Source organism: Stenotrophomonas sp. GD03680 (genome assembly GCF_029844625.1).
Lineage (GTDB): Bacteria > Pseudomonadota > Gammaproteobacteria > Xanthomonadales > Xanthomonadaceae > Stenotrophomonas > Stenotrophomonas maltophilia_P.
Genome location: NZ_JAOCKC010000001.1, coordinates 367,455 through 391,401, shown reverse-complemented (window position 1 = coordinate 391,401; position 23,947 = coordinate 367,455). Strand labels below are relative to the sequence as shown.

The window sequence follows — 23,947 nt, the reverse complement described above, 5'->3', positions numbered from 1 at the left end:
GCCTGCGTTCCTTCAATGGCTGGCCGGGTCAGTGCGTGGCGGCTGCGCCGATCAGGGTGCAGGCGAGCGCCATCGCGACCGGTACCGCCAGATGACGCGTCGCCAGCGCGGTGCCCGTGGTCATCAGCGAAGCCAGGGCAATGCCGAGCGCGAGCACCGGCTGGCCCTGCAGGAACTGGTGGATGCAGCCGGCGCATCCAGCGACGGCCAGGCCAACGGCGAAGCAGACATGGAGCAGGGAGGCAGCATGCATGGGGGGTTCCTCGCGGTGATGCCGTGGGTAGCGGCCGGCGCCGGGGCAAGTTGAGCCGCGATCTTCCATTCCAACGAATGGATCACATTGTGTGCGCGCCACGGTTACGGCGGGCGACCTAGGGTGGTGCTGCAGAAACATTCGAAACCCGTACGAGGAGACAGCGATGGCACGAACGATTCCCGAGGGGACGCTGGTGGTGGTGGCCGATGGTGGTTCGGCCCGGGTGTTCACCAATGTCGGCAGCGCGCAGCAGCTCACGCTGAAGCAGGAGGGCGAACTGCGGCTGCAGGACATCAGCGAGACGGGCGTCTCCGGGCAGGGCCCGGCCGGTGCCGTTCCCAAGGACATGTCCATCGCCCAGCTCAACGAAGCCACCTTCGCCAAGCAGGTGGCCGAACAGCTCAACGAGGATGCGCTCAACAACCGCTATGCCCACCTGCTGCTGGTGGCCGACCCCACCACGCTCGGACGGATCCGTCCGCTGCTGCACAAGGAGACGCAGGCACGGTTGCTGGGCGACATCGCCAAGGACCTGACCAACGCGCCGCTGGCAGACATCCAGCGCAGCCTGGCGGGGTAACCTCGGTGCCCTTCATGCGCACGCACCTGTCCAGCGAGCCGTCACGCGCCGAAGTGGAGGCACGCGACGGCTGGCAGCTGCTGGAATTCGGTGCGCCCTGGTGCGGCCATTGCCAGGCGGCACAGCCGGCGCTGCAGGAGGTCGTGGAAGCACATGATCTGGCGCACTGGAAGATCGAGGATGGGAAAGGGCGGGCGCTCGGGCGCCCGTTCCAGGTGAAGCTGTGGCCCACGGTGATCCTGCTGCACGACGGCCGGGAAGTGGCACGCGTGGTGCGTCCGCGCGTGCGTGCCGATCTCGCCGCGCTGGAGGGCGCGCTGCCCGACTGAGGGCACGCTGCACCGGGGACTGCGGCCGCACTGCAGCATGCGATGCACGGGCACTGGTGCTAGCATCGGTACATCATCTGAATCGATCCAAATGCCGATGCCCACGCTGGACCGTCGTCTCCTGATCGCCTTCGCCGCCACCGCGATGCTCGCCTCCGGCGCGGCCTGGGCAGCGCCTTCGAAGTCCGCCGCCGACAAGGCGTATGCCTCGGTGGACCCCTTCATCGGTACCGGTGGTGAAGGGCATACCTACCCCGGCGCGACGATACCCTTCGGCATGGTCCAGCTCAGCCCGGACACGCGCATCCAGCCGCGTGAGAAGGCCTACGGCTGGGCCGCCGGATACCGTTATGACGACAGCAGCATCGTCGGCTTTTCGCACACCCACTTCTCCGGAACCGGGCATTCTGATCTCGGCGACATCCTGGTGATGCCGTTCACCGGAAACCCGGGATTGGAACGCGGCGACCCCGAACGGCCCCGCAGCGGCTATGCGTCGCGCTTCCGCCATGACGACGAAAAGGCCGAACCGGGCTACTACGCGGTGACCCTGGACGATTACAAGGTGCGCGCCGAACTGACCACCAGCGCCCGGGTCGGTGTGCATCGCTACGCCTTCCCCAAGGGCGTCGATGCCAAGGTACTGCTGGACATGCGGACCAGCATGTACGACTACCCGGGCAAGGTGCTGTGGTCGCGGGTGCGGGTGCGTACGGACGGCACCATCACCGGTTTCCGCGAGACCCGCGGCTGGGCGCCGGGGCGCCAGCTGTATTTCGCCATGCGCTTCTCGCAACCGTTGGCAGGCCATGCGCTGCACAACACCGAGCAGGACATCGTGTACAAGGGCTTCCCGCCGCCGGGTGAGAAAGATCCGGCACAGCGCGCACAGATCGAAGGCCGCCAGCTGGTCGGCACGTTCGATTTCGGCAGGCTGGATGCTCCGCTGGTGGTGAAGGTGGCGATCTCGCCGGTGAGCGAGGCCGGTGCGATCGCCAACCTGGATGCCGAGGTCGCCGACTTCGACTTCGACCGCGTGCGCGCGCAGGCCCGGCAGGAATGGACGCAGGCACTATCGGTGCTGGACATCGATGCGCCGGAGCATGCGCGGCGCAGCGCCTACACCGCCCTGTACCACACGATGCTGGGGCCGACGCTGTTCATGGATGTGGATGGCCAGTATCGCGGCCCCGACAACGCCGTGCATGTCGCCAAGGGGTATGCCCACTATTCCACGTTCTCGTTGTGGGACACCTACCGGGCGCTGCATCCGCTGCTGACTCTGGTGCAGCCGGAAAAACGCAACAGCGACTTCATCAACTCGATGCTGGCTCACCACGAACAGAGCCCGTACGGCATGCTCCCGGTGTGGTCGTTCCACGGCCTGGAAGACTGGTGCATGATCGGTTACCACGCGGTGCCGGTCATCGCCGACGCCTATGTGAAGGGCATCCGCGGCTTCGACGCCGCAAAGGCGCTCGACGCGATGGTGGAGACCGCCAATTACGGTCCCTACGACGGCATCGCGCAGTACCGTGAGCTGGGGTATGTGCCCATCGATGAAGAGGGCGAAGCGGCCAGCAAGACCCTGGAATACGCGTTCGACGACTGGACCATCGCGCGCATGGCGCAGGCGATGGGCAGGAGCGAGATCGCGGCGACATTCGACAAGCGTGCGGCGAACTGGCGCAATGCCTTCGACAAGGACACCGGCTTCATGCGTGCCCGCAAGCGCGACGGCAGTTTCCGCACCCCGTTCGATCCCAGCGCCAGCGGCTACGGCACCGACTACACCGAGGGCAATGCCTGGCAGTACTCGTGGTACGTCCCGCAGGACGTGGCGGGCCTGGCCGCCGCGCATGGCGGCAGCGACCGGCTGCTGGCGAGGCTGGACGAGGTGTTCAACGCCACGGTCGATCCGGCGGTCTTCGAGCACATGGAAGACATCACCGGCCTGATCGGCTGGTATGCGCATGGCAACGAGCCCAGCCATCACGTTGCGTACCTCTACGCCCACGCTGGTCAGCCCTGGCGCACGCAGGCGCGCCTGAAGCAGATCATGGACACCCAGTACGCCGACCGTCCCGATGGCCTGGCCGGCAACGATGACGTGGGCCAGATGTCGGCGTGGTACGTGTTCACCGCGCTGGGCTTCTATCCGGTGGCGCCCGGCTCGGGGGAGTACATCCTGGGCCGCCCGTTCCTGCCAAGGACCGCCATGCGCCTGCCCAACGGCAGGACCTTCACCATCGTGGCCGAGGGGCTGGATGACAGGCACACCTATGTGGGCAGTGTGTCCCTGAACGGCAAACCGCTGCAGCGCACCTTCCTGCGCCACGACGAGATCATGGCCGGGGGCGAGCTGCGCTTCACCATGCAGGCCGAGCCGAACAGGGACTGGCCCGGGCAGGGCGCGCAGGCGCCGTACTCGATGTCAACGCCGTAACGGTAGCGCCGGGCCATGCCCGGCGGCTTTGCCGTCACACCATCCCGCCATTGGCTCGCAGCACCTGGCCATTGATCCAGCCGCCGTCGGTGCCAGCCAGGAAAGCCACCGCGCCGGCGATGTCGTCCGGCGTGCCCAACCGCTCCAGCGGATTCATCTGCGCCAGGCGCTCGATCAGTTCCGGCGACTTGCCCTCCAGGAACAGGTCGGTCGCGGTCGGGCCGGGTGCCACGGCATTGACCGTGATGCCACGGCCACGCAGCTCCTTGCTGAGTATCGCCGTCAGGGTTTCCACGGCCGCCTTGCCTGCGGCGTAGACACCGTAGTTCTCCAGCTTGAGGCCGACCACGCTGGTGGACAGCGCGACGATGCGGCCGCCGTCGCGGACGCGTCGCGCGCTCTCGCGCAGCACGTTGAAGGCGCCCTTGAGATTGATGGCGGTGACCCGATCGAACAACGCGTCGTCGGTGGCTGACAGCGGCGCAAGCTGCAGCACTCCGGCGCTGTTGACCACCACATCGATGCCCTCGAATCGAGCCTCGACGGCATCGAACAAGCGGCTCACCGCCTGCGGATCGGCCACGTCGGCCTGCAGCGCAATGGCTTGGCCGCCGGCGGAGACCAGCTCGGCGGCCAGGGCATCAGCCTCTTCGCGGCGGCCGGCATAGTTGATCGCAACCGCATGGCCGTCGGCCGCCAGCCGACGCGAGATCGCGGCGCCGATGCCGCGGGAGCCGCCGGTGACCAGGGCGACGGTACGGGGAGAGGAGCTGGACATGAAGGCTTCCTTCGAAGACGCGCCCGCGTGGCGCCCCATCATCTTGCTGGTTCCTGCCGTCCGGATAATCATGGAGAATCCGACAACATCATCCGGATGTTCGAACAATGGATCGATTCACCGCCCTGCGCGCTTTTGTCCGTATCGTCGAACGTCGCAGCTTCACCCGCGCTGCAGAGGACCTGGGGCTGCCGAGGGCCACGGTGACCGACGCGATCAAGGCGCTGGAGCGGCGGCTGGGGGTGAGGCTGTTGCACAGGACCACGCGACGGGTGGTGCCGACCCTCGAGGGCGAAGCCTTCTATGGCCGCTGCCTGCGCCTGATCGCCGACATGGACGATGCCGAAGCCGCATTCCGTGATGTCCCGCCGCGCGGCACGCTGCGCATCGAAGTGCACGGAACGCTTGGTCGGCACTTGTTGTTTCCGCACCTGCCCGAGTTCCTGCAGCGCTATCCCGACATCGAGCTGGACGTGAGCGAGGGGGATCGCTACGTGGATCTGCTGCGCGAAGGCGTGGATGCCGCGCTTCGGGTCGGCACCCTGGCCGACAGCGATCTGGTCGCGCGGCGACTGGCACTGCTGCGCGAAGTCACCGTTGCCTCACCGTCCTACGTGGGTTCGCATGGGCTGCCGGACAGCATCGACGCGCTGCTGTCCGGTCATCGGATGGTCGGTTTCCGTTCCGGTGCCAGCGGACAGTTGATTCCTCTGGAGTTCCAGCAGGCCGGGCAGGTGCGCCATGTGCCTCTGCCGGCAACCGTGCGGGTATCCGGCGCAGATGCCTTCCTGGGGGCGGCACTGGCGGGGCTCGGCATCATCCAGGCGCCGCGCTACCGGCTGGATCCCTATATCGAACGTGGTCAGTTGCTGGAGTTGCTGGCGGAATCGCCGCCCACACCCAGCCCGTTGAGCCTGGTTCACCCGCGCAACCGCACGCCGTCGCCGCGGTTGCGGGTATTCATCGACTGGATTGCCGGCGTGTTTGCGCCGGACCGCTAGCGCCCGGCAGGGCCAGCTCGAACACGGTGCCCGATGCGTCGGAGACCACGCTCACCGATCCACCATGGGCCTGCACGATGGCGCGGGTGATCGCCAATCCCAGCCCGGCGCCCTCGTGCCGGCCGCGCTCGCCGCGGAAGAACCGGTCGAACAAGCGGGGCAGTGCCTGCATGGGAATCGACGGACCGAGGTTGTGGACAGCAATCCGGCTCATGGGCCCGGTGCCGTCCAGCCGCACCACGATCTCCGTACCCGGCGTGGCGTGCTGCAGGGCGTTGGAAAGCAGGTTGGCGACCGCCCGGTGCAGCATCAGGCGGTTGCCGTTGGCTTCTGCGCTGCCTTCCCGCCGCAGCGTGAGCTGGCGCTCCTCGGCCAGCAGATCGTAGAACTCCAGCAGCGCATCGACCATCGCATCCAGCGCCACCCCCTCGCGCGAGGGCAGGGCGCCGGGTGCTTCGGCCTGGGCCAGATAGAGCAGATCGCCCACGGTCTGTGCCAGCCGTTGCAGCTCTTCCGCGCAGGAGAGCAGCGTCTCGCGATAGGACTCGTTGCTGCGGGGGTGCGCGAGCACCACCTGCACCTGGGTCAGCATGTTGGTGATCGGCGTACGCAGTTCGTGGGCGAGGTCTCCGGAGAACCCGCTGAGGCGCTCGAAGTCCTGTTGCAGCCGCGCCAGCATCCCGTTCAGGCTCTGCGCCAGCTGTTCCAGTTCGACGGGCACGTGCTCGGCCGTGAGCCGGCGCTGCAGTCGTCCGGCGGTGATATGGCGGGCCTCGTCGGCCAGCGTGCGCAGTGGGCGCAGCGTCTGCCGCACGACGTAGCCCCCCAGCAGGCTGCTGGCCACCGCAGCAGCGACCAGAGCGACGGCCAGCAGGTGGCGGAAGCGCTGCAGGAAGTCGGCATGGCGCGCATCGTCGATCGCCAGCAGGGTGGCCAGGCTGCTGCCATCGGCCAGCGTCTGCCGCAGATTGAGGCCGTGCAGGCGGCTTCCGTCGGCCAGCGTCCAGTCATGGCGGCGCGGTTCAGTGTCGGCGGGTTGGGTCCGCGCATGCGCGCGCAAGGCCTCCGGCGCGGTGGAGAAGAGCACGCCGCCCTGCTCATCGACGATGTGGAAGGCGATATCGGGATGGTGGCGCAGCGCATCGCCCAGGCGCTGGGCGCGCTCATCGGACGTGCCGCTGCCGGCGAGGTCGGCGATCAACGCGGCCTTGTTCTCCAGTTCGGCGAAATCCTGTGCGACCAGATCATGGCGCGCGCTCAGATAGATCGCCACGCCCAGTGCAGCAAGCACCAGCGTACCGACCGTGGCGAACAGCACGGTGAGGCGGACGGCAATGGAGCGTCGCAGGCTCATTGCGGTTGCGCTGCTTCGACCTCGGGTGCCTCCAGCACGTAGCCCATCCCGCGCACAGTGACCACCAGCTTTTCGGCGAAGCCATCGTCGATCTTGGCGCGCAGGCGGCGTATCGCCACATCGATGACATTGGTGTCGCTGTCGAAATTCATGTCCCACACCTGCGAGGCGATCAACGAGCGTGGCAGGACCTCGCCGCGCCGTCGTGCCAGCAGCTCCAGCAGCGCGTATTCCTTCGGGCTCAGTGTGATGCGCTGGCCACCGCGCTCCACGCGCCGGCGAAGCGTATCCACCACCAGATCGGCGACGACGATGCGGTCAGGCTGAGACTGGCCCTGGCCGCGTCGCAGCAGGGTACGCACGCGTGCCAGCAGCTCGGCGAAGGCGAAAGGTTTGGCCAGGTAATCATCGGCACCCAGTTCCAGCCCCTGCACGCGGTCGGCAATGCTGCTGCGCGCCGACAGGAACAGCACCGGCACCTGCCACCCCGCATCGCGCAGGCGCGACAGGACGTTCCAGCCATCGAGACCGGGCAGCATCACATCGAGGATGACCAGCTGGTACTCGCCGCTTGCCGCCAGATGCAGGCCGTCCACGCCGTCGCAGGCGAGATCGACCACGTAGCCCGCTTCGATCAGGCCCTGTCGCAGGTAATTGCCGGTCTTGGGCTCGTCTTCGACGATCAGCAGCTTCATCGTGTGCATGCCGGCCCGCGCAGCGCCGCCCTCATGCCAGCGGGTCCAGCGTGCCGAGCACGGCCACGCAGGCCAGTACCAGCAGCCCGAGTGCGGCCTCGAAGGTGAGGCTGTGACGCAGCGAGCGCAGCGGGCGGAACTGCCAGCCGCCACGGATGGCGGTGGCGAGTGCCGGCACCAGCCGCCAGCGGTGCAGCGCGGCCAGGCCGAGCATGCCCGCGACCAGGGCCAGCTTGAACAGCAGCCAGCGCCCGTGCGCGGTGTTGAACAGGGTCTGCAGCGAGCCCTGCAGATCCACGTAGGTATAGGTGCCGGTCATCGCCAGCAGGGCCACGATTACCGTACCGGGCAGGGCGAAACCATGCGCCACCTGCCAGAGTTCATGGGTGCGTTCACGCAGGGAAGGGCCCTGGGTGCGCAGGGCCAGATGCAGCACCGCGGCGATCGCGCCGACCCATGCGCCTGCGGCGAGCAGGTGGACGGTCCCGGCCGCCAGGCGCAGCGCACCGCGGATGCCGTCGCCGGCGGCGGCGTGGCCGTTCCAGGCCAGGCTTGCCAAGGCGACCGCCGAGAGCGGCAGCAGGATGACACGGCGTGCCCCGGCCACTTTCGCGCTTGCGGCAAGCAGCGGCAGCATTGCCAGCAGCGCCAGCGCACGCACCAGTGCCGCTTCGCCGACCGGTGTGGCGGTGGTGAACCATGCGACGGTCGCTTGATCGACCGCGGCAAGCGGAAGCCCCAGCACGCCTGTCACCCGCACCGCCGCGTCCAGCAGCACGACTGCCAGCGCGATCACGGCCAGTGGCAGGAACATGCGACGCGCAGGCGCAGGGCGGATGAACAGCATCCTGCCGAACAGCAGCATCAAGGCCAGGTACAACGCCAGCCGCAGGGCATAGGGAGACAGTTCGATCACCACCGCAGCTTACTTCACGCTGAAACGATAGTCGCCGGTGACGGGGTGGCTGTCCTGGCCGACGGCGCGCCACTGCAGGCGATAGTCTCCGGCAGGCAGCGGCTTGGCGAAACTCACGACCAGCCGGTGACCATCGTCCGACACCTGCTGGGAAAGGGCAGGCATCGCCATCAGGGTGCGGCCATGGGCCATGCTCAGTTCGATGCGGGTGGCGCGCGGCATCACCCGCTCGCTGAAGGTCAGCTCGATGCGGTTGGCAGGCGCGACGCTGGCATCGGCGGCGGGCGTTGCCTTCACCAGGCTGGGGTGTGCAAGGGCCAGCGGAGCGGCGGCGACGCCCGGCAGCAGCAGGAGCAGAGCGGCGGAGCGGCGGAGCGAAGACGACATGGTGCGTGCCTGCAGGAATGGGGCGCTCAGGCTGACGGCGGGCACCTTTCGTGGCCCTGACCCGGACATTACCGATCTGTCAGGTTGGCCGGTGCCGGGCCGACCCGCCCTTCCCATCATCGGCGCGCGCGTGCGCAGGCACGCAGGGCGCGGCGGTTGCACAGGTGGGCCATCGCCAGCAGCCCACCGCCGCAGGCGGTGGCCATGCCGTGCCAGAGCAGCGATTCCTTCAGCGGTGGATACAGCGATGCGGACAACAGCAGGCCAGCCCCAGCCAGGGCCAGTCGCATCGGCAGCCAGTGGCGGTGCCGACGCAGGCCCGCAGCGGTGCTGGCCAGCGCCAGCAGCGAGGCGAGCAACGCGAACGCCCACTCCCAGCGTGACATCAGCAGCAGGGTGGTCATCAGGGCATGGCCGGGGTGCTGGAACGAGCGCAACGCCATCATGGCCGCCGGGACGAAGGCCAGCAGCAGCGGCAGCGCGATGCAGTGCGCTGCGCAGGCCAATGACAGCCCTGCGCCGGCCAGATCGAAACGGGAATGCCAGCGTGCCGATGCTGGCGGCTGTGGCAGACCCCTTGCAGGAACGGTGGGGATGTGGTCCATAATGTTACATAGTAACACTAACGATACCCTCATGAAGCTTCCCGCCACGTTTCTGCTGCTGCTTTCTGCGGCGTCCGCCCACGCCCATGAGGTGCGCCAGCAGGGCGCGCATGTGCATGGCCAGGCCACGGTCGATGTGGCGCTCGAACGGGGAACACTGGACCTGGCAATGCAGGCCCCCGGTATCGGCCTGCTCGATTTCGAGCGACCGCCCGCCACCCCGCAGGAGCGCGCCGCGCTCGCACGTGCGAAGGCACTGCTGAAGGAAGGCGCATGGGTCACCCTGCCGACTGCGGCCCAGTGCCGCCTTGCCGCCAGCAGCGTCGCCGCCGACGGATTCGCTGCAGACCCGATGCACGACGCCGGGCACCACGGCCATGCCGGCTTCAGTGCCGGACTGCGTTTCCAGTGCGCGCATCCGTCCGCGCTGCGGGTGCTGGTGGTCCGCCTGCCGGTGCTGTTCCCCGGCCTGCATGAGGTCATCGTCAACAGCACCACGCCCGCCGGACAGGCACGGCACGTGCTGACCGCCGACACTCTGCGCGTGGTGCTTGCGCCGTGAGTGCAGCGGTCATCGATGTGCAGGACCTGCGCTTCGCCTACGCCGAGCGCCCGGTACTGGAGATTCCGGCATTGCGCGTCGATGCGGGCAGCAGCGTGCTGCTGCGCGGTGCCAGTGGCGGTGGCAAAAGCACCCTGCTGGGTGTGCTGGCTGGCGTGCTGCGCGCTCGCCAGGGCCGGGTCGACGTCGCCGGGCACTCCCTGCACGCGATGAACGGTCCGGCCCGCGATCGCTTCCGGGCCGACCAGCTGGGCGTGATCTTCCAGCAGTTCAACCTGCTGCCGTTCCTCAGCGTGCGCGAGAACATCGCGCTGGGTCTGCGCTTCTCGCGGCTGCGCAGGCAGCGCATCGGCGCAGCGCTGGACGAGGAGATCGCACGGCTGCTGCAGTCCCTGCAGATCGACCCGGTGCTGATGGACCGTCCGGCGGGCAGGCTCAGTGTCGGCCAGCAGCAGCGCGTGGCAGCGGCACGCGCACTGATCGGGCGGCCGCAGGTGCTGCTTGCCGACGAGCCCACCTCGGCACTGGACCGGCACGCGGCGGACGCGTTCGTGCGCCTGATGACCCGGCAATGCCAGGCCTGCGGCACCACCGCGCTGGTGGTCAGCCACGATGAAAGCCTGCAGCCTCTGTTCGACCGGGTCATCGTCCTGGCCGAGATCAATCATGCCGGAGCTGCCCATGCTTGAACTTGCCTGGGCCAGCCTGCGCAGCCGCGCGCTCAGTGTTGCCCTCACGGTGCTGGTGATCGCCCTCAGCGTGGTTCTGCTGCTGGGCGTGGAGCGGGTCCGCACGCAGGCGCATGAAGGTTTTGCCAGCACAGTGTCCGGAACCGATCTGATCGTGGGTGCGCGCTCCGGACCGGTGAACCTGCTGCTCTATTCGGTGTTCCATATCGGTGATCCGACCAACAATGTCTCCTGGCAGTCCTATCAGGCGCTGTCGGCGCTGCCGCAGGTGAAGTGGTCGGTGCCGCTCTCGCTGGGCGATTCCTGGCGGGGCTACCGCGTGGTCGGCACCACCGGCGGCTACTTCGAGCATTACCGCTACGGTGCCGGTCATGAACTGGTCTTCGCACAGGGCGGGCCCTTCTCGGACCTGTACGATGCGGTGATCGGCGCGGAGGTGGCGCAGGCGCAGAACATCACGCCGGGCGACCCGATCGTGCTGGCGCATGGCACCGGGGCGGTGCCCCTGGCCACGCATGCCGACAAGCCGTTCCGCGTGGTGGGGATCCTGCAGCGCACCGGAACACCGGTGGATGCGTCGGTACTGGTATCGCTGCCGGCGATCGAAGCCATCCACATCGACTGGCGTTCCGGCGTGCAGCTGCCCGGCCAGCATGTCAGCGCGGAGCAGGCGCGGCGGCTTGATCTGACCCCGACCAGCATCACCGCCTTCATGCTTGGCCTGAATACCCGCATCGCGACGTTCTCCGTGCAGCGCACGATCAATGACTATCCGGAGGAGGCGATGCTGGCGATCCTGCCGGGCGTCACCCTGCAGCAGTTGTGGCAATCGTTGGGCACGGCCGAGCGGGCACTGCGGTTGATCAGCGCGATGGTGGTGCTGCTGGGAATGGTCTCGCTGGTGGCGCTGCTGGTATCAACCCTGCAGGAGCGGCGCCGCGAGATGGCGGTGCTGCGCGCGGTCGGCGCGCGTCCGCGCTACATCGCCGGTCTACTGGTGGTGGAGGCGGTGGCGACCAGCGCGCTGGCGTGCGGGCTGGCACTGGCGGCGCTGGTGCTGGCCAGTGCCGTGGGACGCAGCTGGGCGCTGGCGCAGTATGGCCTGTCGATCACCCACGTCTGGCCGGATGCGCGCGAGCTGGGCTGGGTGGCGGGCCTGCTGCTGGTCAGCGCCGTGGCGGGCCTGCTGCCGGCCGCGCTGGCCTACCGGCGCACGCTCGCCGACGGTCTGGCGTCGCCGGGATGAGCATGCGCCGGCTGGGTGGCTTGCCAGTGTTGCTGATGCTGGTTGCCTGCGAGCGGCCGGTCGACACCGGCGTGCAGGCGCTGCCGCCACCGGTGGCGGATCAGGGCGCAGCGACCGTGGAAGAGCAGGAGCTGGACTGGCTGCAGATGATGCCCGCCGACGAGCTGGCGGCGCTGGAACGTGGCGAAGGCCCTGAGGTGGAGCACAACGGCAGCCGACGCATGCCGCAGTTCGGCACGTTCCGCACCGTCGACGCCGTGCTGCAGCGGCCGGTGCGCCTGCCGGGCTACGTGGTGCCGCTGGCCAGCACTGCGGAAGGACGGCTCAGTGAATTCCTGTTCGTCCCGTATTACGGCGCCTGCATCCATGTGCCACCACCGCCGCCGAACCAGATCGTGCACGTGGTACTGGACCGGGCAATCGAGATGCCTGACATGTACGCTCCGTTCTTCCTGGCCGGAAACCTGCACGCCGAGCGCCTGGACGATGAGCTGGCAGGCTCTGCCTACAGCATGCGCGATGCACGGCTGAAACCCTATGCGCCGTGATTGCCTTGCATGGCTCGCCGGATGCGCGCTGCTGGCCGGATGCGCCCGCGTGCCCGACGGTGCCGGACAGCACCCTGCACCGTTGCCGGCGGCGGCGCCGTCTCCGTCGGCACGCCCGATCGACCGCTGGGACGCCCTGATGCCGGACGAGGACCGTTTCCAGCGACCGCCGCCGCAGATCGGCCTGTCACGCGACGGCATGGCCGGCGTCGGTGGCTTGATTGACGACAGCGGCGCCGGCACGCCGCCCGGTCAGGCGATCGACCACTCCCGTCCGGAGCGCGCCCGGCAGTTCGGCTCTTCGCGCGTGGTGGCATCGGTGGATGGACGTGCGGTGGACCTGGACGGTTACGTCGTGCCCCTGGGCACCACCGACGATGGACGCGTGGACGAGGTGCTGTTCGTCCCGTTCTATGGTGCCTGCATCCATGTACCCCCACCACCGCCGAACCAGATGATCCACGTGACGTTGGCCACGCCGATCACGCTGGGTGCGCTGTGGGACCCCTATCGACTCGCCGGGCGGGTGCAGGTCAAGCGCTTCGACGCCGACATCGCCAGCGCTTCCTACGATGTGGCGGCCGCCACACTGACGCCGATCCACAGCTGATGCGCGCGCGTCCGCTACTGGCGATGGCGCTGCTGGCGGTGACAGCCACGGCGGTCGGGTGGCTGTACCTGCGGACAGCGCAGCCGCAGCCGCCGCAGGCCACTTCCGTGGCGCCCACCGACGAGATGCGGCAGCGGATCGAGCGGCGGATGGGGGACGATGCGGCCTTCCGCAACGACGTGGCATTCCTGCTGGTGGCAACCCTGCGCGACCGCTGCCGGCCGGCAGAGGCAGGGCTGCTCGCGCGCATGGCCAACCGTGCCGCGCTGCCGGTACTGGCCGCGGTGAGTGCGGTGACTGCGGAGGATCCAGGCCTTGACCGTCCCATCTACCGTTACATCCAGCACCGCGCCGACAGTGCCCGCTGCACGGATCCGCTGCCCCTCGCAGCGGCCGGTGGCCGCGTGCTGCACGTCGATATCGAGCAGTATGCACGCACCTTCCCGGACAGCTACTTCGATCCCACGCGCAGCAGGGCGCCGCGGGATTTCGGTGGGCATACGCTGCGCGAGCGGGCCTCCAACGCATGCAACAGCGTGGTTTATTCGGTACTGCCGCTCGGCGACGCGGACTGGCGCTGTGCGTCGCTGCGGGCGAACGCGCGGGCCCGGGTGCGCAGCCTGTGCGAGGACGAGCTGCGGCGCCAGCACGGTGACATCGCGGGCGAACTCGACATGGCCGTGGGGCAGGGCATGCAGGAACAGGTGGTCGCGGCGGTGGCGGCGTTGCCGGTGGACTGCAGGTAGCACCAGCGGCGCCTGCCGGGGCTGAACAGCGCCTGGATCGAAACCTGAACGTGTCGCTGCAGGGCTATAACTATACAGGATATCCGGTATAGTTAATGGAACCTTCTTGCCCAGGTTTGTTCCCCATGGCCTTGTCCCAGTCCTTGGCCGATGCTCCGGCCCTGTCCCGTGCCCGGCGCTGGTCGCTGTTGTTCACGGTGGCCGCCGGCCTGCTGCTGGTGACGCTGGACAACTCGGTGCTGTACACGGCGCTGCCCACGCTGACGGCAGAACTTTCCGCCAGCGTGGGTCAGGCGCTGTGGATCATCAATGCCTATCCACTGGTGATGGCTGGCCTGCTGCTCGGTGCGGGCACGCTGGGCGACCGCATCGGTCACCGTCGCATGTTCCTGATCGGCCTGGTGGTCTTCGGCGTGGCTTCGCTGGCGGCAGCGTTCTCTGCCACCGCAGCGCAGTTGATCGCTGCCCGTGCGCTGCTCGCCGTGGGCGCCGCGGCGATGATGCCGGCCACGCTCGCGCTGATCGGCCTCAGCTTCCATGAAGAGCGTGAGCGCAACATCGCCATCGCGATCTGGGGCTCGGTGGCGATCGTCGGCGCCGCACTCGGACCGATCATCGGTGGCTGGCTGCTGCAGCATTTCTGGTGGGGATCGGTGTTCCTGGTCAACGTGCCGGTGGTGATCGTGGCCTTCGTCGCGACGCTGCTGCTGGCGCCGGAGGGGCAGCGCGACACGTCCCGGCCGTGGGATCTGCTGTCCTCGCTGCTGGCGCTGGCGGCGCTGTCGGGGCTGGTGCTGGCGATCAAATCGCTGATCGCCACGCCGCCTTCCTATGGCCTCGGCGCGGCGGCATCGGTGCTGGCGCTGGCGGCGGGCGCCGCGTTTGCCCGCCGCCAGCAGCGCCTGCCGCATCCACTGCTGGACTTCGCGATCTTCCGCAATCCGGCATTCCTGGCCGGTACGCTGTCTGCGGTGTTCACCCTGTTTGCGATGGCGGGCCTGCAACTGCTGACCACCCAGCGTTTCCAGCTGGTCGCCGGATTCACGCCATTGCAGGCGGGCCTGCTGGTATCGGTGGCGGCGCTGGGCAGCCTGCCCAGCGCGCTGCTCGGCGGCAGCATCCTGCACCGCGTCGGCCTGCGTCCGCTGATCTGCGGCGGACTGGCCGCGGGGGCACTGGGAGTGGGCGTGGTCGCGTTCGGTTTTCCGCACGGACTGGGCTGGGTCGTCGCCGGCATGGCGATCACCGGGTTCGGCATGGGCTCGGCAATCTCGGTCGCATCCACCGCCATCCTCAACAACGTGCCTGCGCACCGTGCGGGCATGGCGTCCTCCGTGGAGGAGGTCTCCTACGAATTCGGCGGCCTGCTGGCGGTGGCGATGCTGGGCAGCCTGGGCGCAGCGATGTACGGCGCCTTCCTGCCGGTATCGGCGGATGTTCCGGCACTGGCGCGGGAAGGATTCGCCCAGGCGCAGCAGGTCGCCCGCGAAGCCGGCCCGGGCGAGTGGTTCGCCGGCGCCACCGCCGCCTATGACCGCAGCTACCAGATCGTGCTGCTGGTCATCACCGCGGTGCTGGCCGTGGGTGCAGCGCTGATCGCGCGCCTGCTGCGCGGGCGGGCGGGGAGCCGCGAGGGAGCGGCCGATCGCGTAAAGTAGTGCGATGAGAACCAGCAAGCGCCAGCGCATCCTCGATGCCGCCGTCAACGTGATCAATCGAGACGGCGTGCGCGCGGTGACCTTCGAGTCGGTGGCGGCAGAAGCCGGCCTCACGCGCGGCGGCCTGCTGTATCACTTCCCGTCGCGCGAGGCACTGCTGCGCGGCATCGACGAGCACCTGGTGCACAACTGGGAGGCGTCGATGGAAGCGCTGCTCGGCAAGCGTGCCAGCGAGGCCACGGCGCTCGAGCGCTATCAGACCTTCGTCCGCGTGTCGGCGCAGAGCGCGACGCGCGCCGAGCTGATGTTCATGCTCGAATCGGTGGACCCGGAGGCCGGTGAGCGGCCATGGAGCCCGGCCGTGCAGCGCTGGGCGCCATCGCCGCCGCCGGCCGGCGTGGTTGATCCTGCGGCGCTGGACAATTTCGTGGCACGGTTGGCGGCCGATGGGCTGTGGATCTACGAGGCCATGTACGAAGGACAGCTGGACGACGCGGTGCGCGCCCAGGTGGCCGAGCGCGTCGCGGGCCTGTTGTCACCCGGCCGATGATGGGGGTTGCCCACTGACGATGGCGGGTCCCGCCATGGCCGCGTTCATGCCGTTGGCATGTCTTCCGACCGCAACCGCTCTGGATGGGTGTACACATTGAATCCACTGCCGCGGGCGAAGCCGACCAGGCACAGCCCTGCGCTGCGCGCCAGATCGATCGCCAACGCCGTTGGCGCGGACACGGCGGCCAGTACGCTGGCACCGGCGCGCACTGCTTTGCTGACCATCTCGTAGCTGGCCCGGCTGGAAATCAGCAGCAGTCCACCGTCGATGGCGTGCTCGTTGTGATGCAGGGCGCCGATCAGCTTGTCCAGTGCATTGTGGCGGCCCACGTCCTCGCGCACCCAGCCGATGCGCCCGTTGGCGTCGGCCCAGGCGGCCGCGTGGGTGGAGCCGCTGGCCGCATTCATCGGCTGGTGCTGCGACAGCGTGGCCAGTGCCCGCTGCAGGGCCGCCGGCGCGTAGGTCCGTCGTTCGCGTACCGGGGGCAGGGGCCGCAGCACATCCTCGAGCTGCCGTGTTCCGCACAGGCCGCAGCCGCCACGGCCGGGCAGCAGGCGGCCATCGGCCGGATCCAGACCGGCGCCCGGTGCCTCGGCGGCAACCGTCATCCGCAGTTCGATGCCTTCCAGCTGCGGCGCCACATCGATCGAGAGCAGCTGCGTCGGCGTGGTGATCAAGCCCTCGCTGAGCGAGAAACCGAGCGCAAAGTCCTCCAGGTCACAGGGCGTGGCCATCATCACCGCGAACACGGTGCCGTTGTAGTGCAGCGCTACCGGCACCTCTTCGGCGACCACGTCGGCCTGCGCCTGCACCTGCAGCCCGCCCTCACGCCAGCGCTGCAACGTGCGCTGCGCGGTGCCGGCAGGCGGAGAGGGCGGCGGGGGCGAGTCAGCCATGCAGAGTGTCCGGACAGAGTGAGCGTGTCATGGGCCGTTCGCCCACCCCCCGGAGGATAGCGCAGTGCGTCCGTGGCGATGCAGCAGCCACCGGCGCGCCGAAGAGGGCGCGCTGGGAGATGCGGGGCGGCTCTGGCGAAGTGGTCCCGGGCGTGCTTGACTCTGTCTGTCGTGCCCTTCGCAGTCTCGTCTCCTGGCGCCAGGTCTTCGAACATGTCCGAGCAGAAACCACCCCGTTACAAGCCCTACAACCAGCCCGCAGGCGGCTGGGGTGCGGCCGGCGCCACCGCCCGGGTTCTGCTGCAGCAGAGCGTGATCGGCAACGGCTCCAGGGCACTGCTGGCGATGAACCAGCCCGCTGGCTTCAAATGTCCCAGCTGCGCCTTCCCCGACGCCGACGAGCGCAGGAAACTGGAGTTCTGCGAGAACGGGGCCAAGGCACTGGCCTGGGAGGCGACCCGGTTCCGGGCGGATCGCGAGCTGTTCGCGCGTTATACCGTCAGCGAGCTGATGGAGCGGACCGACTACTGGCTGGAAATGCAGGGGCGGCTGACCGAGCCGATGCGTTACGACGCAGCCACCGACCACTATGTGCCATGCAGCTGGGACGAGGCGTTCGCACTCATCGGCCGTCACCTGCGGTCACTGGACAGCCCGCATCAGGCCGAGTTCTACACGTCGGGCCGCACGCCGAACGAGGCGGCGTTCCTGTATTCGATCTTCGTACGCGAGTTCGGCACCAACAACTTCCCCGATTGTTCGAACATGTGCCATGAGCCGACCAGCCGTGGCCTGCCACCTTCCATCGGTGTGGGCAAGGGCACCATCGTCCTGGAGGATTTCGAACACGCCGAGGCGATCTTCGTGATCGGCCAGAACACCGGCACCAATTCGCCGCGGATGATGGGCAACCTGGTCGAGGCGCGCAGGCGCGGCGTGCCGATCGTGGCGGTCAACCCGATGCCCGAGCGCGCCCTGATCCGGTTTGCCGAGCCGCAGGATGTGGTGCAGATGGCGACCTTCGGCTCCACCGAGATCAGCAGCGAATTCGTGCATATCCGCATCGGCGGTGACCTGGCGCTGATCAAAGGCATGATGAAGGTGATGTTCGAGCGCGAGGCACAGGGCCAGCGCGTGCTCGACCATCGGTTCCTGGATGAACATACGGTCGGCCTGGAGGCCTTGCGCGCGGACGTGATGGCGCAGGACTGGGACGACATCGTCAGGGTCTCCGGCATCTCGGAGGCGCAGATCCGGCGCTGCGCCGAGATCTACATCTGCTCCAATGCCACGGTGATCTGCTATGGCATGGGCCTGACCCAGCACCAGTATGGCTCGCGGCTGCTGCAGCAGGTCGCCAATCTGCTGATGCTGCGCGGCAACTTCGGCAAGCCGGGGGCGGGGATCGGCCCGATCCGGGGTCATTCCAACGTGCAGGGCGATCGTACCGTCGGCATCGACGAGAAGCCGGCGGCAGCGTATCTGGATCGCCTGCAGGAGGTGTTCGGTTTCAATCCGCCGCGGGAGCACGGGCATCATGTGGTCGAGTCGATCGAGGCGATGCTCGACGGCAGCGCCAGGGTGTTCATCGGGCTGGGCGGCAATTTCATCCATGCCGTGCCGGACACGCCCCGGGCCTACGAAGCCATGCGCAGCCTGCAGCTGACGGTGGGTATCGCCACCAAGCTCAACCGCGGGCACCTGGTGCATGGCCGCGATGCGCTGATCCTGCCGGTAGTGGCGCGCTCGGAACGTATCGTCACGCCCGCAGGCGAGCAGTTCGTGACGATCGAGGATGCGATGTCGAACGTGACCGCATCGCGCGGTGTTCTTGAGCCGGCCAGCGACCAGCTGCTGCCGGAGGTCGAGATCGTCTGTCGCATGGCGATGGCGACGCTGCCGGACAGCAGGGTCGACTGGGCAGGTTGCAGGCATGACTATGCGCGGATCCGTGACCTGATCGCTGCCGTGTACCCGCAGATCTATGCAGGCTTCAATGAGCGCATCCGGCAGCCGCACGGCTTCCATCTGGACATTGCACCGCGTCGCCGGGTGTGGCCCACCGCCAACGGCAAGGCCAACATCCTTGTGATGCCGGGCCTGGATGTGGACGACCCGGTGCACGATCCGGACATGCTGCGACTGGCCACGGTGCGTTCGCATGACCAGTTCAACACCACCATCTACAGCTACAACGACCGCTATCGCGGCGTGTACAACGATCGCAGGGTGGTGTTCATGAACATCGAAGACCGGCTGGCACGCGGTCTGGAGAAGGAGGCGCGGGTCAGCCTGGAGACGCTCAGCGCAGATGGCGTGCGGCGTCGCATCGACGGGCTGACCGTGCTCGACTACCCCATGCCACGGGGCGCGCTGGCGGGCTACTACCCTGAGTTGAATGCGCTGCTGCCGCTGGACTACTACGATCGCCTCAGCGGCACGCCTGCGGCGAAGTCGATTCCGGTACGCATGCGGGCAGACACAGGCAGCGCGGACACCGCATAGGGTCGGGCGGCGGCCCAGCTTGCCACGCCCATGGGCTATGATGCCTGCGATGAATGCTGCTGCTCTCCTGCTGCGCTGGCTGTTGCTCGTTGCCCTGGTGCTGACCGCACCGGGACTGGCGCGGGCTGCATCGGGCGACGGTGGACAGGGCGACACGGAGTACTGCGCCGCGTCGCATGAGACGGCCGTGGATCGGGCCGGATGCTGCGGCGATCGATCATCGGGCGACTGCGCATCCAGTGAGTGCCCGTGCCCTCCCGCGTGTACCGGCGTGCCTGCGACCTCTTCCGCCGTGGCGATCACACCCTGGCGCGAGGCGCCACGCGCTGCCCTTGCACGACGGCCTGTGCCGCCGCCCCTGACCGACGCGTTGCGACCTCCCATCGTGTGATGGCCTGCAGGCGCCAGCCGCCTGTTGTCCTGCCTGTCCCATTCCCGATTTTCCCGCGCCTTCGATGCGTGGGTCGCGGGCGTTCCGCCCGCATGCACAAAGGAACCAACACGATGAACCGTTCTCTCTCTCTCGGCCTGCTGCTGGCCAGCATTCTGTCCGGCGCCGGCTGCGCCCGTGCAGCCGAAGAGGTGGCCGCGGCGCCGGGCCATGCCCACGCAGCGGCCGATGCCGCCTCCGTCCCCGATGCGCAGCTGCCGACCGCCATCGTCCACAAGACCGCCAGCTGCGGTTGCTGTGGCGTCTGGATCGAACACCTGCAGGCCGCGGGCTTCGCGGTGGACGTACGGGATACCGATGACATGAACCCGATCAAGCAGCGCCTGGGTGTGCCGGTCGGCAAGGGGTCCTGCCATACCGCCGAGATCGACGGCTATGTGGTGGAGGGGCACGTTCCGGCCGAGGACATCAAGCGGCTGCTGAAGGAGCGTCCTGCGGCGCGTGGACTGGTGCTGCCGGGCATGCCGGCCGGTTCGCCCGGCATGGAGATGCCCGACGGTTATGTGCAGCCGTACACGGTGGAACTGGTGCGCGGTGACGGCAGCACCGAGCCGTTCGCCCACCACGGCCACGGCGGCTGAGGGTCGCTGCTGCTGTGGCGGCTCACAGGCCGCCACGGCTTCAGTGCGCGTTGTCGCGTTCCCTGGCCAGCTGTGCCTCGAAACTGCGCTCGGCTGAATCCGCGTAGGCGCTGCAGCGCATCGCTGCAGCACTGGCCTTGGCGCCTGCGGCATAGTCCCAGCCGCTGGCGCCAGGATGCGGGGTCAACAGCACGTCGCAGGGCAGGCGGCGCACGGTCGCGAAGCTGCGGCGATAGTCCTCGATCAGGTGCGGATAGCGGGGATTGCCCTGCAACCGGTAGCCCGGCGCACTGAGGCTGTCCGCATAGGCGATGCGTACCGGCCTGCCATCGCGGGTGTCGTTCCAGGTCCAGGCGGTGCTGCCCGGTGTGTGACCCGGCATGAAATGCGCGGTGAAGTGCATTCCGCCCAGCGACACGACCTCGCCGTCCATCAGGATGCGGTCGGCATTGGCCGGAGGGAAGGTGATGTCATCGCCGAAGTGCAGATCGTTGCTGCCCCCGCGCGCCAGCAGGACGGCCGTTTCGGCGTTGCTGGCGATCTGCGCGCCGGTGCGGCGCTTGAGTTCGGCCACCGCACCGGCGTGGTCGGCATGGGCATGGCTCAGCAGGATCCAGCGCAGCTGCTGCGGTGCGACGCCGCGCTGCTGCAGGTTGGCCAGCAGGTGATCGGCCATCTGCGGCATGCCGCCATCGATCAGCACCGCGCCGTCGTCGGTCTGTACCAGCAGTGCGGTCAGGTTTTCGGTGCCGATCTGCCAGGTATGGTCGGCGATCTGCAGCGGCCTCATCGGCTGCAGCCATGAAGCATCCACCGTGTAGGCCCGCAGCTGGGGCAGGGGCGGCTCTGCTGCATGTAGCGGCGGGACCGCCACGGCAAGGACGAGGGCAGGCAGGAAAGAGCGCATCGTGAAGGTTCGCTGGGAGGAGGCGCAGAAACTAGCATGGGCCTCGTCGGCCGCGTTCCGCATAGATTTCATGGCTCCCATAAGGCTAGTCCAGCCCGGCCCGCAGCCGGTCGTACAGGCGGACCAGGTCGACCAGCGTGCGCGCGCCCATCTTGCGCATCACCTGGGCGCGGCGCACCTTCACCGTGATCTCGCTGACGCCCAGGTCCGCAGCGATCTGCTTGTTGAGCCGGCCCCGGACCACGCCATCCACCACGTCGCGCTCGCCGGCCGACAGCGACTCCCAGCGCTGCTGCAGGGCGCCCAGTTCGTCGCCTTCGCGGCGGCGCTGGCGATCGATGCCGATGCCCTTGTGGATCGCATCCAGCAGTTCCTGGTCGCGGAAGGGCTTGGTCAGGAACTCGATCGCACCGTCCTTGATCGCGTTGACACCCATCGCGATGTCACCGTGGCCGGTGATGAACACCACCGGCAGGTGCAGGCCACGCTGGCGCATGCCGCGGTGGAATTCCAGGCCGCTCTGGCCTGGCATGCGCACATCCAGCACCAGGCAAGCGGGCGCATCCAGCAGCGGTTGTTCGAGGAACGCCTGGGTGGACGCGAAGCCCCGTACCTGCAGGCCCATCGAGGCCAGCAGATCCTCCAGCGCCGCGCGCACCGAGGGATCATCGTCGATCACGTACACGATGGGCGCCGGCTCGACGGCCGGTGCAGCGGGTCTACGCATGGCGGTCCCCGATGGCAACAGGCAGGTCGAACACGAAGCAGGCGCCACCGCCGGCAACGCGTTCCGCGCGGATGTGGCCGTCATTGGCCTCGATCATGGAGCGGCTCAAGCTCAGGCCCAGGCCCAGTCCGCTCGACTTCGTGGTCCAGAACGCCTCGAACACGCGCTCCGGCTGTTCCGCCGGCAGGCCGATGCCACGGTCGCGCACGCTCAGGGTGATCCGTTGCCCGTCGCGCCGGCTCAGCAGTGACAGCCGGCGTTCGGCCACCGCTACGCCTTCCATGGCATCGACGGCATTGAGAATCAGGTTGCCGATCACCTGCTGCACCTGCACGCGGTCGGCCTGCACCGGCGGCAGGTCCGGCTCCAGCAGCAGGGCCACGGTCACCCCATGCTGGTCGAGTTCGCTGCGCGAGAGCGCAAGCATTTCCTCCACGGCCTGATTCAGGTCGAAGGTGTCGCGCTGGGGTGCCGCACCCCGGGTCAGTCCGCGGATGCGGGCGATCACATCGCCGGCACGATGCGCGTCGGCGAGGATGCGTGACAGCGCCTGCCGTGCCTTGTCAACATTCGGCGGTTCCTGCCCCAGCCAGCGCTGGCAGGCGTCGGCGCTGCTGGCAATGGCCGCCAGCGGCTGGTTCACCTCGTGCGCGATGGACGTGGTCAGCTCACCGACGGTGGACGCGCGGGCGACCCGCAGCAGGCGTGCCTGCGCCTCCTGCACGGCGGCCTTGGCGGCTTCCATTTTCAGCGCCAGCCAGGTGGTGATGGCGATCACCAGCATGCCGATCACCGAATTGACCAGACCGATGCGGTAGGTGCCGAAACGCGTCAGTACGAAGCTCAGGCCGGTCAGGGCGACACAGGCCACGGCCAGGGCCAGCAATCCGCGCGGCGAAAGCACCCGCGAGGCTGCCAGGATCACCGCCGCATAGAAGCAGGCGGCCGCCACCGCGTAGTCGGTCAACGTGTCGAGCAGGAAGATCGCCACTACGGAGGCGATCAGGGCCAGCAGCACCAGTGGACGGCGGGACGACAGCGAAGGCATCGGGACAGCTCCCTGGCGGGATGGAAAGGATAGCAAAGCCGGCTCTGCCTCCCGTGGCTCTGCGTGTGCACCTGGACGGCAGCGGCTGCCGCGCTGCACGTGCGCGCGATGATCTCGCGTCACTCCTCCAGGCTGGCATTCCAGAACCCCTGCAGGACGCCGGGCGTGGTGGACAACGCCGCCAGGACCGCATCCAGCTCGTCGCCATCGGCGGTGGTGGCATACAGCACCGCTTCGATCTCCACATCGCGCTCGCCGAACGGATGGTGGTCCACCGCGCGCACGGGGTACTGGGCCTGTTCCAGCAACAGCAGCAGGCGATCCAGTACCTCGGCCTGCTGTTCGCGCTGGCAGACGACATTGATGGCATAGACGGCTTCGCTGAACGTCTCCGGCAAGGGCTGCCGCTGGATGCGGTTGACCACCGGCCGCAGCAGCGTGTTGGCGGCGAGCACGAACAGCGTGGCCATCACCGCCTCCGGCAACAGCTTGATGCCGGCACAGGCACCCACTGCCGCCGAGCCCCACAAGGTGGCGGCGGTGTTCAGGCCCGAGACCTGCGCGCCCTCCTTCATGATCGCGCCCGCGCCCAGGAAGCCGACACCGGAGATCACGTAGGCGACCACGTGCAGCGGCGACGGCGGCCCGCCGTACAGGTCGTGGAAACGGACAGCCAGGTCGACGAACACCGCCGCGCCGACGGCTACCAGCGTGTTGGTGCGCAGCCCTGCGGTACGTTGGCGCAGCTGGCGCTCCAGGCCGATGGCGGCACCGAGGACGAAGGCGGTGGACAGGCTCAGCAGCGAGCCGAGCGTGGCGCCGGCGTTGAACGCGGGCAGGTTCAGGTTGATGGCGGACATCAGGATCTCCCCA

Annotated in this window: 26 protein-coding genes; 14 read left to right on the top strand and 12 right to left on the bottom strand. The window is 68.3% G+C overall.

Going from position 1 to position 23,947, the window contains the following annotated elements:
- Nucleotides 1-28: 28 nt before the first annotated feature.
- The gene (locus N5J29_RS01775) at nucleotides 29-253 is read right to left on the bottom strand and encodes a hypothetical protein (RefSeq protein WP_053516280.1); all 225 of its coding nucleotides are present in this window, start codon (nucleotides 251-253) and stop codon (nucleotides 29-31) included.
- A gap of 166 nt (nucleotides 254-419) precedes the next feature.
- Between N5J29_RS01775 and N5J29_RS01770 the strand changes: the two genes are divergently transcribed.
- The 3 genes from N5J29_RS01770 to N5J29_RS01760 all read left to right on the top strand — a co-directional run bounded on the left by N5J29_RS01770 (nucleotide 420) and on the right by N5J29_RS01760 (nucleotide 3,611).
- Entirely contained in the window at nucleotides 420-836 is a 417-nt protein-coding gene (locus N5J29_RS01770; RefSeq protein ID WP_053516277.1) for a host attachment family protein, read from the top strand.
- A 5-nt stretch (nucleotides 837-841) separates the two neighbouring features.
- A complete protein-coding gene (locus N5J29_RS01765; protein ID WP_164152782.1) occupies nucleotides 842-1,165 on the top strand; it encodes a thioredoxin family protein in 324 nt (107 codons plus the stop codon).
- A gap of 91 nt (nucleotides 1,166-1,256) precedes the next feature.
- Nucleotides 1,257-3,611 (top strand): GH92 family glycosyl hydrolase, encoded by a 2,355-nt coding sequence (locus N5J29_RS01760; protein WP_164152780.1) that lies wholly within the window; start codon nucleotides 1,257-1,259, stop codon nucleotides 3,609-3,611.
- Nucleotides 3,612-3,645: 34 nt separating this feature from the next.
- On the opposite strand, the gene N5J29_RS01755 is transcribed toward N5J29_RS01760, so the two are convergent.
- Nucleotides 3,646-4,389, bottom strand: coding sequence for an SDR family oxidoreductase (locus N5J29_RS01755; protein WP_065176201.1), 744 nt, complete (start codon nucleotides 4,387-4,389; stop codon nucleotides 3,646-3,648).
- A 107-nt stretch (nucleotides 4,390-4,496) separates the two neighbouring features.
- On the opposite strand from N5J29_RS01755, the gene N5J29_RS01750 reads away from it, so the two are divergent.
- Entirely contained in the window at nucleotides 4,497-5,390 is an 894-nt protein-coding gene (locus N5J29_RS01750) for a LysR family transcriptional regulator (RefSeq protein ID WP_065176182.1), read from the top strand.
- Here the strand turns inward: N5J29_RS01750 and N5J29_RS01745 are convergent.
- The 5 genes from N5J29_RS01745 to N5J29_RS01725 form a co-directional block, all read right to left on the bottom strand.
- On the bottom strand, nucleotides 5,350-6,744 hold the full coding sequence (locus N5J29_RS01745) for a heavy metal sensor histidine kinase (protein ID WP_164152778.1): 1,395 nt from the start codon (nucleotides 6,742-6,744) through the stop codon (nucleotides 5,350-5,352). The two genes, N5J29_RS01750 and N5J29_RS01745, sit on opposite strands and share 41 nt — an antisense overlap.
- Complete coding sequence (locus tag N5J29_RS01740) at nucleotides 6,741-7,439, bottom strand: heavy metal response regulator transcription factor (RefSeq protein WP_053516367.1); 699 nt, start codon at nucleotides 7,437-7,439, stop codon at nucleotides 6,741-6,743. The genes N5J29_RS01745 and N5J29_RS01740 overlap by 4 nt, the downstream gene beginning before the upstream one ends.
- 31 nt (nucleotides 7,440-7,470) lie before the next feature.
- Nucleotides 7,471-8,355 carry a copper homeostasis membrane protein CopD gene (gene copD / locus N5J29_RS01735; protein WP_053516365.1) on the bottom strand — a complete coding sequence of 295 codons (885 nt, stop codon included), beginning with the start codon at nucleotides 8,353-8,355 and terminating at the stop codon, nucleotides 7,471-7,473.
- Nucleotides 8,356-8,364: 9 nt separating this feature from the next.
- Complete coding sequence (gene copC / locus N5J29_RS01730; protein WP_053516266.1) at nucleotides 8,365-8,742, bottom strand: copper homeostasis periplasmic binding protein CopC; 378 nt, start codon at nucleotides 8,740-8,742, stop codon at nucleotides 8,365-8,367.
- Nucleotides 8,743-8,858: 116 nt separating this feature from the next.
- A complete protein-coding gene (locus tag N5J29_RS01725; protein WP_164152776.1) occupies nucleotides 8,859-9,347 on the bottom strand; it encodes a MerC family mercury resistance protein in 489 nt (162 codons plus the stop codon).
- Between the two features lie 31 nt (nucleotides 9,348-9,378).
- On the opposite strand from N5J29_RS01725, the gene N5J29_RS01720 reads away from it, so the two are divergent.
- The 8 genes from N5J29_RS01720 (at nucleotide 9,379) to N5J29_RS01685 (ending at nucleotide 15,956) form a co-directional block, all read left to right on the top strand.
- Entirely contained in the window at nucleotides 9,379-9,909 is a 531-nt protein-coding gene (locus N5J29_RS01720; RefSeq protein WP_164152774.1) for a DUF2796 domain-containing protein, read from the top strand.
- On the top strand, nucleotides 9,906-10,598 hold the full coding sequence (locus N5J29_RS01715) for an ATP-binding cassette domain-containing protein (RefSeq protein ID WP_164152771.1): 693 nt from the start codon (nucleotides 9,906-9,908) through the stop codon (nucleotides 10,596-10,598). Before N5J29_RS01720 ends, N5J29_RS01715 begins: the two co-directional genes overlap by 4 nt.
- The gene (locus N5J29_RS01710) at nucleotides 10,591-11,844 is read left to right on the top strand and encodes an ABC transporter permease (protein WP_081284414.1); all 1,254 of its coding nucleotides are present in this window, start codon (nucleotides 10,591-10,593) and stop codon (nucleotides 11,842-11,844) included. Before N5J29_RS01715 ends, N5J29_RS01710 begins: the two co-directional genes overlap by 8 nt.
- Before the next feature lie 2 nt (nucleotides 11,845-11,846).
- Nucleotides 11,847-12,392 (top strand): DUF3299 domain-containing protein, encoded by a 546-nt coding sequence (locus N5J29_RS01705; RefSeq protein ID WP_164152801.1) that lies wholly within the window; start codon nucleotides 11,847-11,849, stop codon nucleotides 12,390-12,392.
- The gene (locus N5J29_RS01700; protein WP_164152769.1) at nucleotides 12,382-13,002 is read left to right on the top strand and encodes a DUF3299 domain-containing protein; all 621 of its coding nucleotides are present in this window, start codon (nucleotides 12,382-12,384) and stop codon (nucleotides 13,000-13,002) included. The genes N5J29_RS01705 and N5J29_RS01700 overlap by 11 nt, the downstream gene beginning before the upstream one ends.
- The gene (locus tag N5J29_RS01695) at nucleotides 13,002-13,748 is read left to right on the top strand and encodes a hypothetical protein (RefSeq protein ID WP_164152767.1); all 747 of its coding nucleotides are present in this window, start codon (nucleotides 13,002-13,004) and stop codon (nucleotides 13,746-13,748) included. Before N5J29_RS01700 ends, N5J29_RS01695 begins: the two co-directional genes overlap by 1 nt.
- A gap of 125 nt (nucleotides 13,749-13,873) precedes the next feature.
- Nucleotides 13,874-15,406 (top strand): MFS transporter, encoded by a 1,533-nt coding sequence (locus tag N5J29_RS01690; RefSeq protein ID WP_164152766.1) that lies wholly within the window; start codon nucleotides 13,874-13,876, stop codon nucleotides 15,404-15,406.
- Nucleotides 15,407-15,410: 4 nt separating this feature from the next.
- The gene (locus N5J29_RS01685; protein ID WP_197623396.1) at nucleotides 15,411-15,956 is read left to right on the top strand and encodes a TetR/AcrR family transcriptional regulator; all 546 of its coding nucleotides are present in this window, start codon (nucleotides 15,411-15,413) and stop codon (nucleotides 15,954-15,956) included.
- Nucleotides 15,957-16,000: 44 nt separating this feature from the next.
- Here N5J29_RS01685 and fdhD read toward each other — a convergent pair whose 3' ends face one another.
- Nucleotides 16,001-16,855: a formate dehydrogenase accessory sulfurtransferase FdhD gene (gene fdhD / locus N5J29_RS01680; RefSeq protein WP_164152761.1), complete on the bottom strand. Its 855-nt coding sequence runs from the start codon at nucleotides 16,853-16,855 to the stop codon at nucleotides 16,001-16,003.
- 213 nt (nucleotides 16,856-17,068) lie between these two features.
- Between fdhD and N5J29_RS01675 the strand changes: the two genes are divergently transcribed.
- Both N5J29_RS01675 and N5J29_RS01670 read left to right on the top strand, forming a co-directional pair.
- Complete coding sequence (locus tag N5J29_RS01675) at nucleotides 17,069-19,360, top strand: FdhF/YdeP family oxidoreductase (RefSeq protein ID WP_065182326.1); 2,292 nt, start codon at nucleotides 17,069-17,071, stop codon at nucleotides 19,358-19,360.
- Nucleotides 19,361-19,864: 504 nt separating this feature from the next.
- Entirely contained in the window at nucleotides 19,865-20,392 is a 528-nt protein-coding gene (locus tag N5J29_RS01670; RefSeq protein ID WP_164152759.1) for a DUF411 domain-containing protein, read from the top strand.
- 40 nt (nucleotides 20,393-20,432) lie between these two features.
- Here the strand turns inward: N5J29_RS01670 and blaL1 are convergent, their stop codons facing one another.
- The 4 genes from blaL1 to N5J29_RS01650 all read right to left on the bottom strand — a co-directional run bounded on the left by blaL1 (nucleotide 20,433) and on the right by N5J29_RS01650 (nucleotide 23,934).
- On the bottom strand, nucleotides 20,433-21,299 hold the full coding sequence (blaL1, locus tag N5J29_RS01665) for a L1 family subclass B3 metallo-beta-lactamase (protein WP_065182325.1): 867 nt from the start codon (nucleotides 21,297-21,299) through the stop codon (nucleotides 20,433-20,435).
- An 85-nt stretch (nucleotides 21,300-21,384) separates the two neighbouring features.
- A complete protein-coding gene (locus N5J29_RS01660; RefSeq protein WP_065182324.1) occupies nucleotides 21,385-22,026 on the bottom strand; it encodes a response regulator transcription factor in 642 nt (213 codons plus the stop codon).
- Nucleotides 22,019-23,074, bottom strand: a complete 1,056-nt coding sequence (locus N5J29_RS01655; RefSeq protein ID WP_164152757.1) for an ATP-binding protein — start codon at nucleotides 23,072-23,074, stop codon at nucleotides 22,019-22,021. The genes N5J29_RS01660 and N5J29_RS01655 overlap by 8 nt, the downstream gene beginning before the upstream one ends.
- A 119-nt stretch (nucleotides 23,075-23,193) precedes the next feature.
- Nucleotides 23,194-23,934, bottom strand: a complete 741-nt coding sequence (locus N5J29_RS01650) for an MgtC/SapB family protein (RefSeq protein WP_065176105.1) — start codon at nucleotides 23,932-23,934, stop codon at nucleotides 23,194-23,196.
- Between the last annotated feature and the right edge of the window lie 13 nt (nucleotides 23,935-23,947).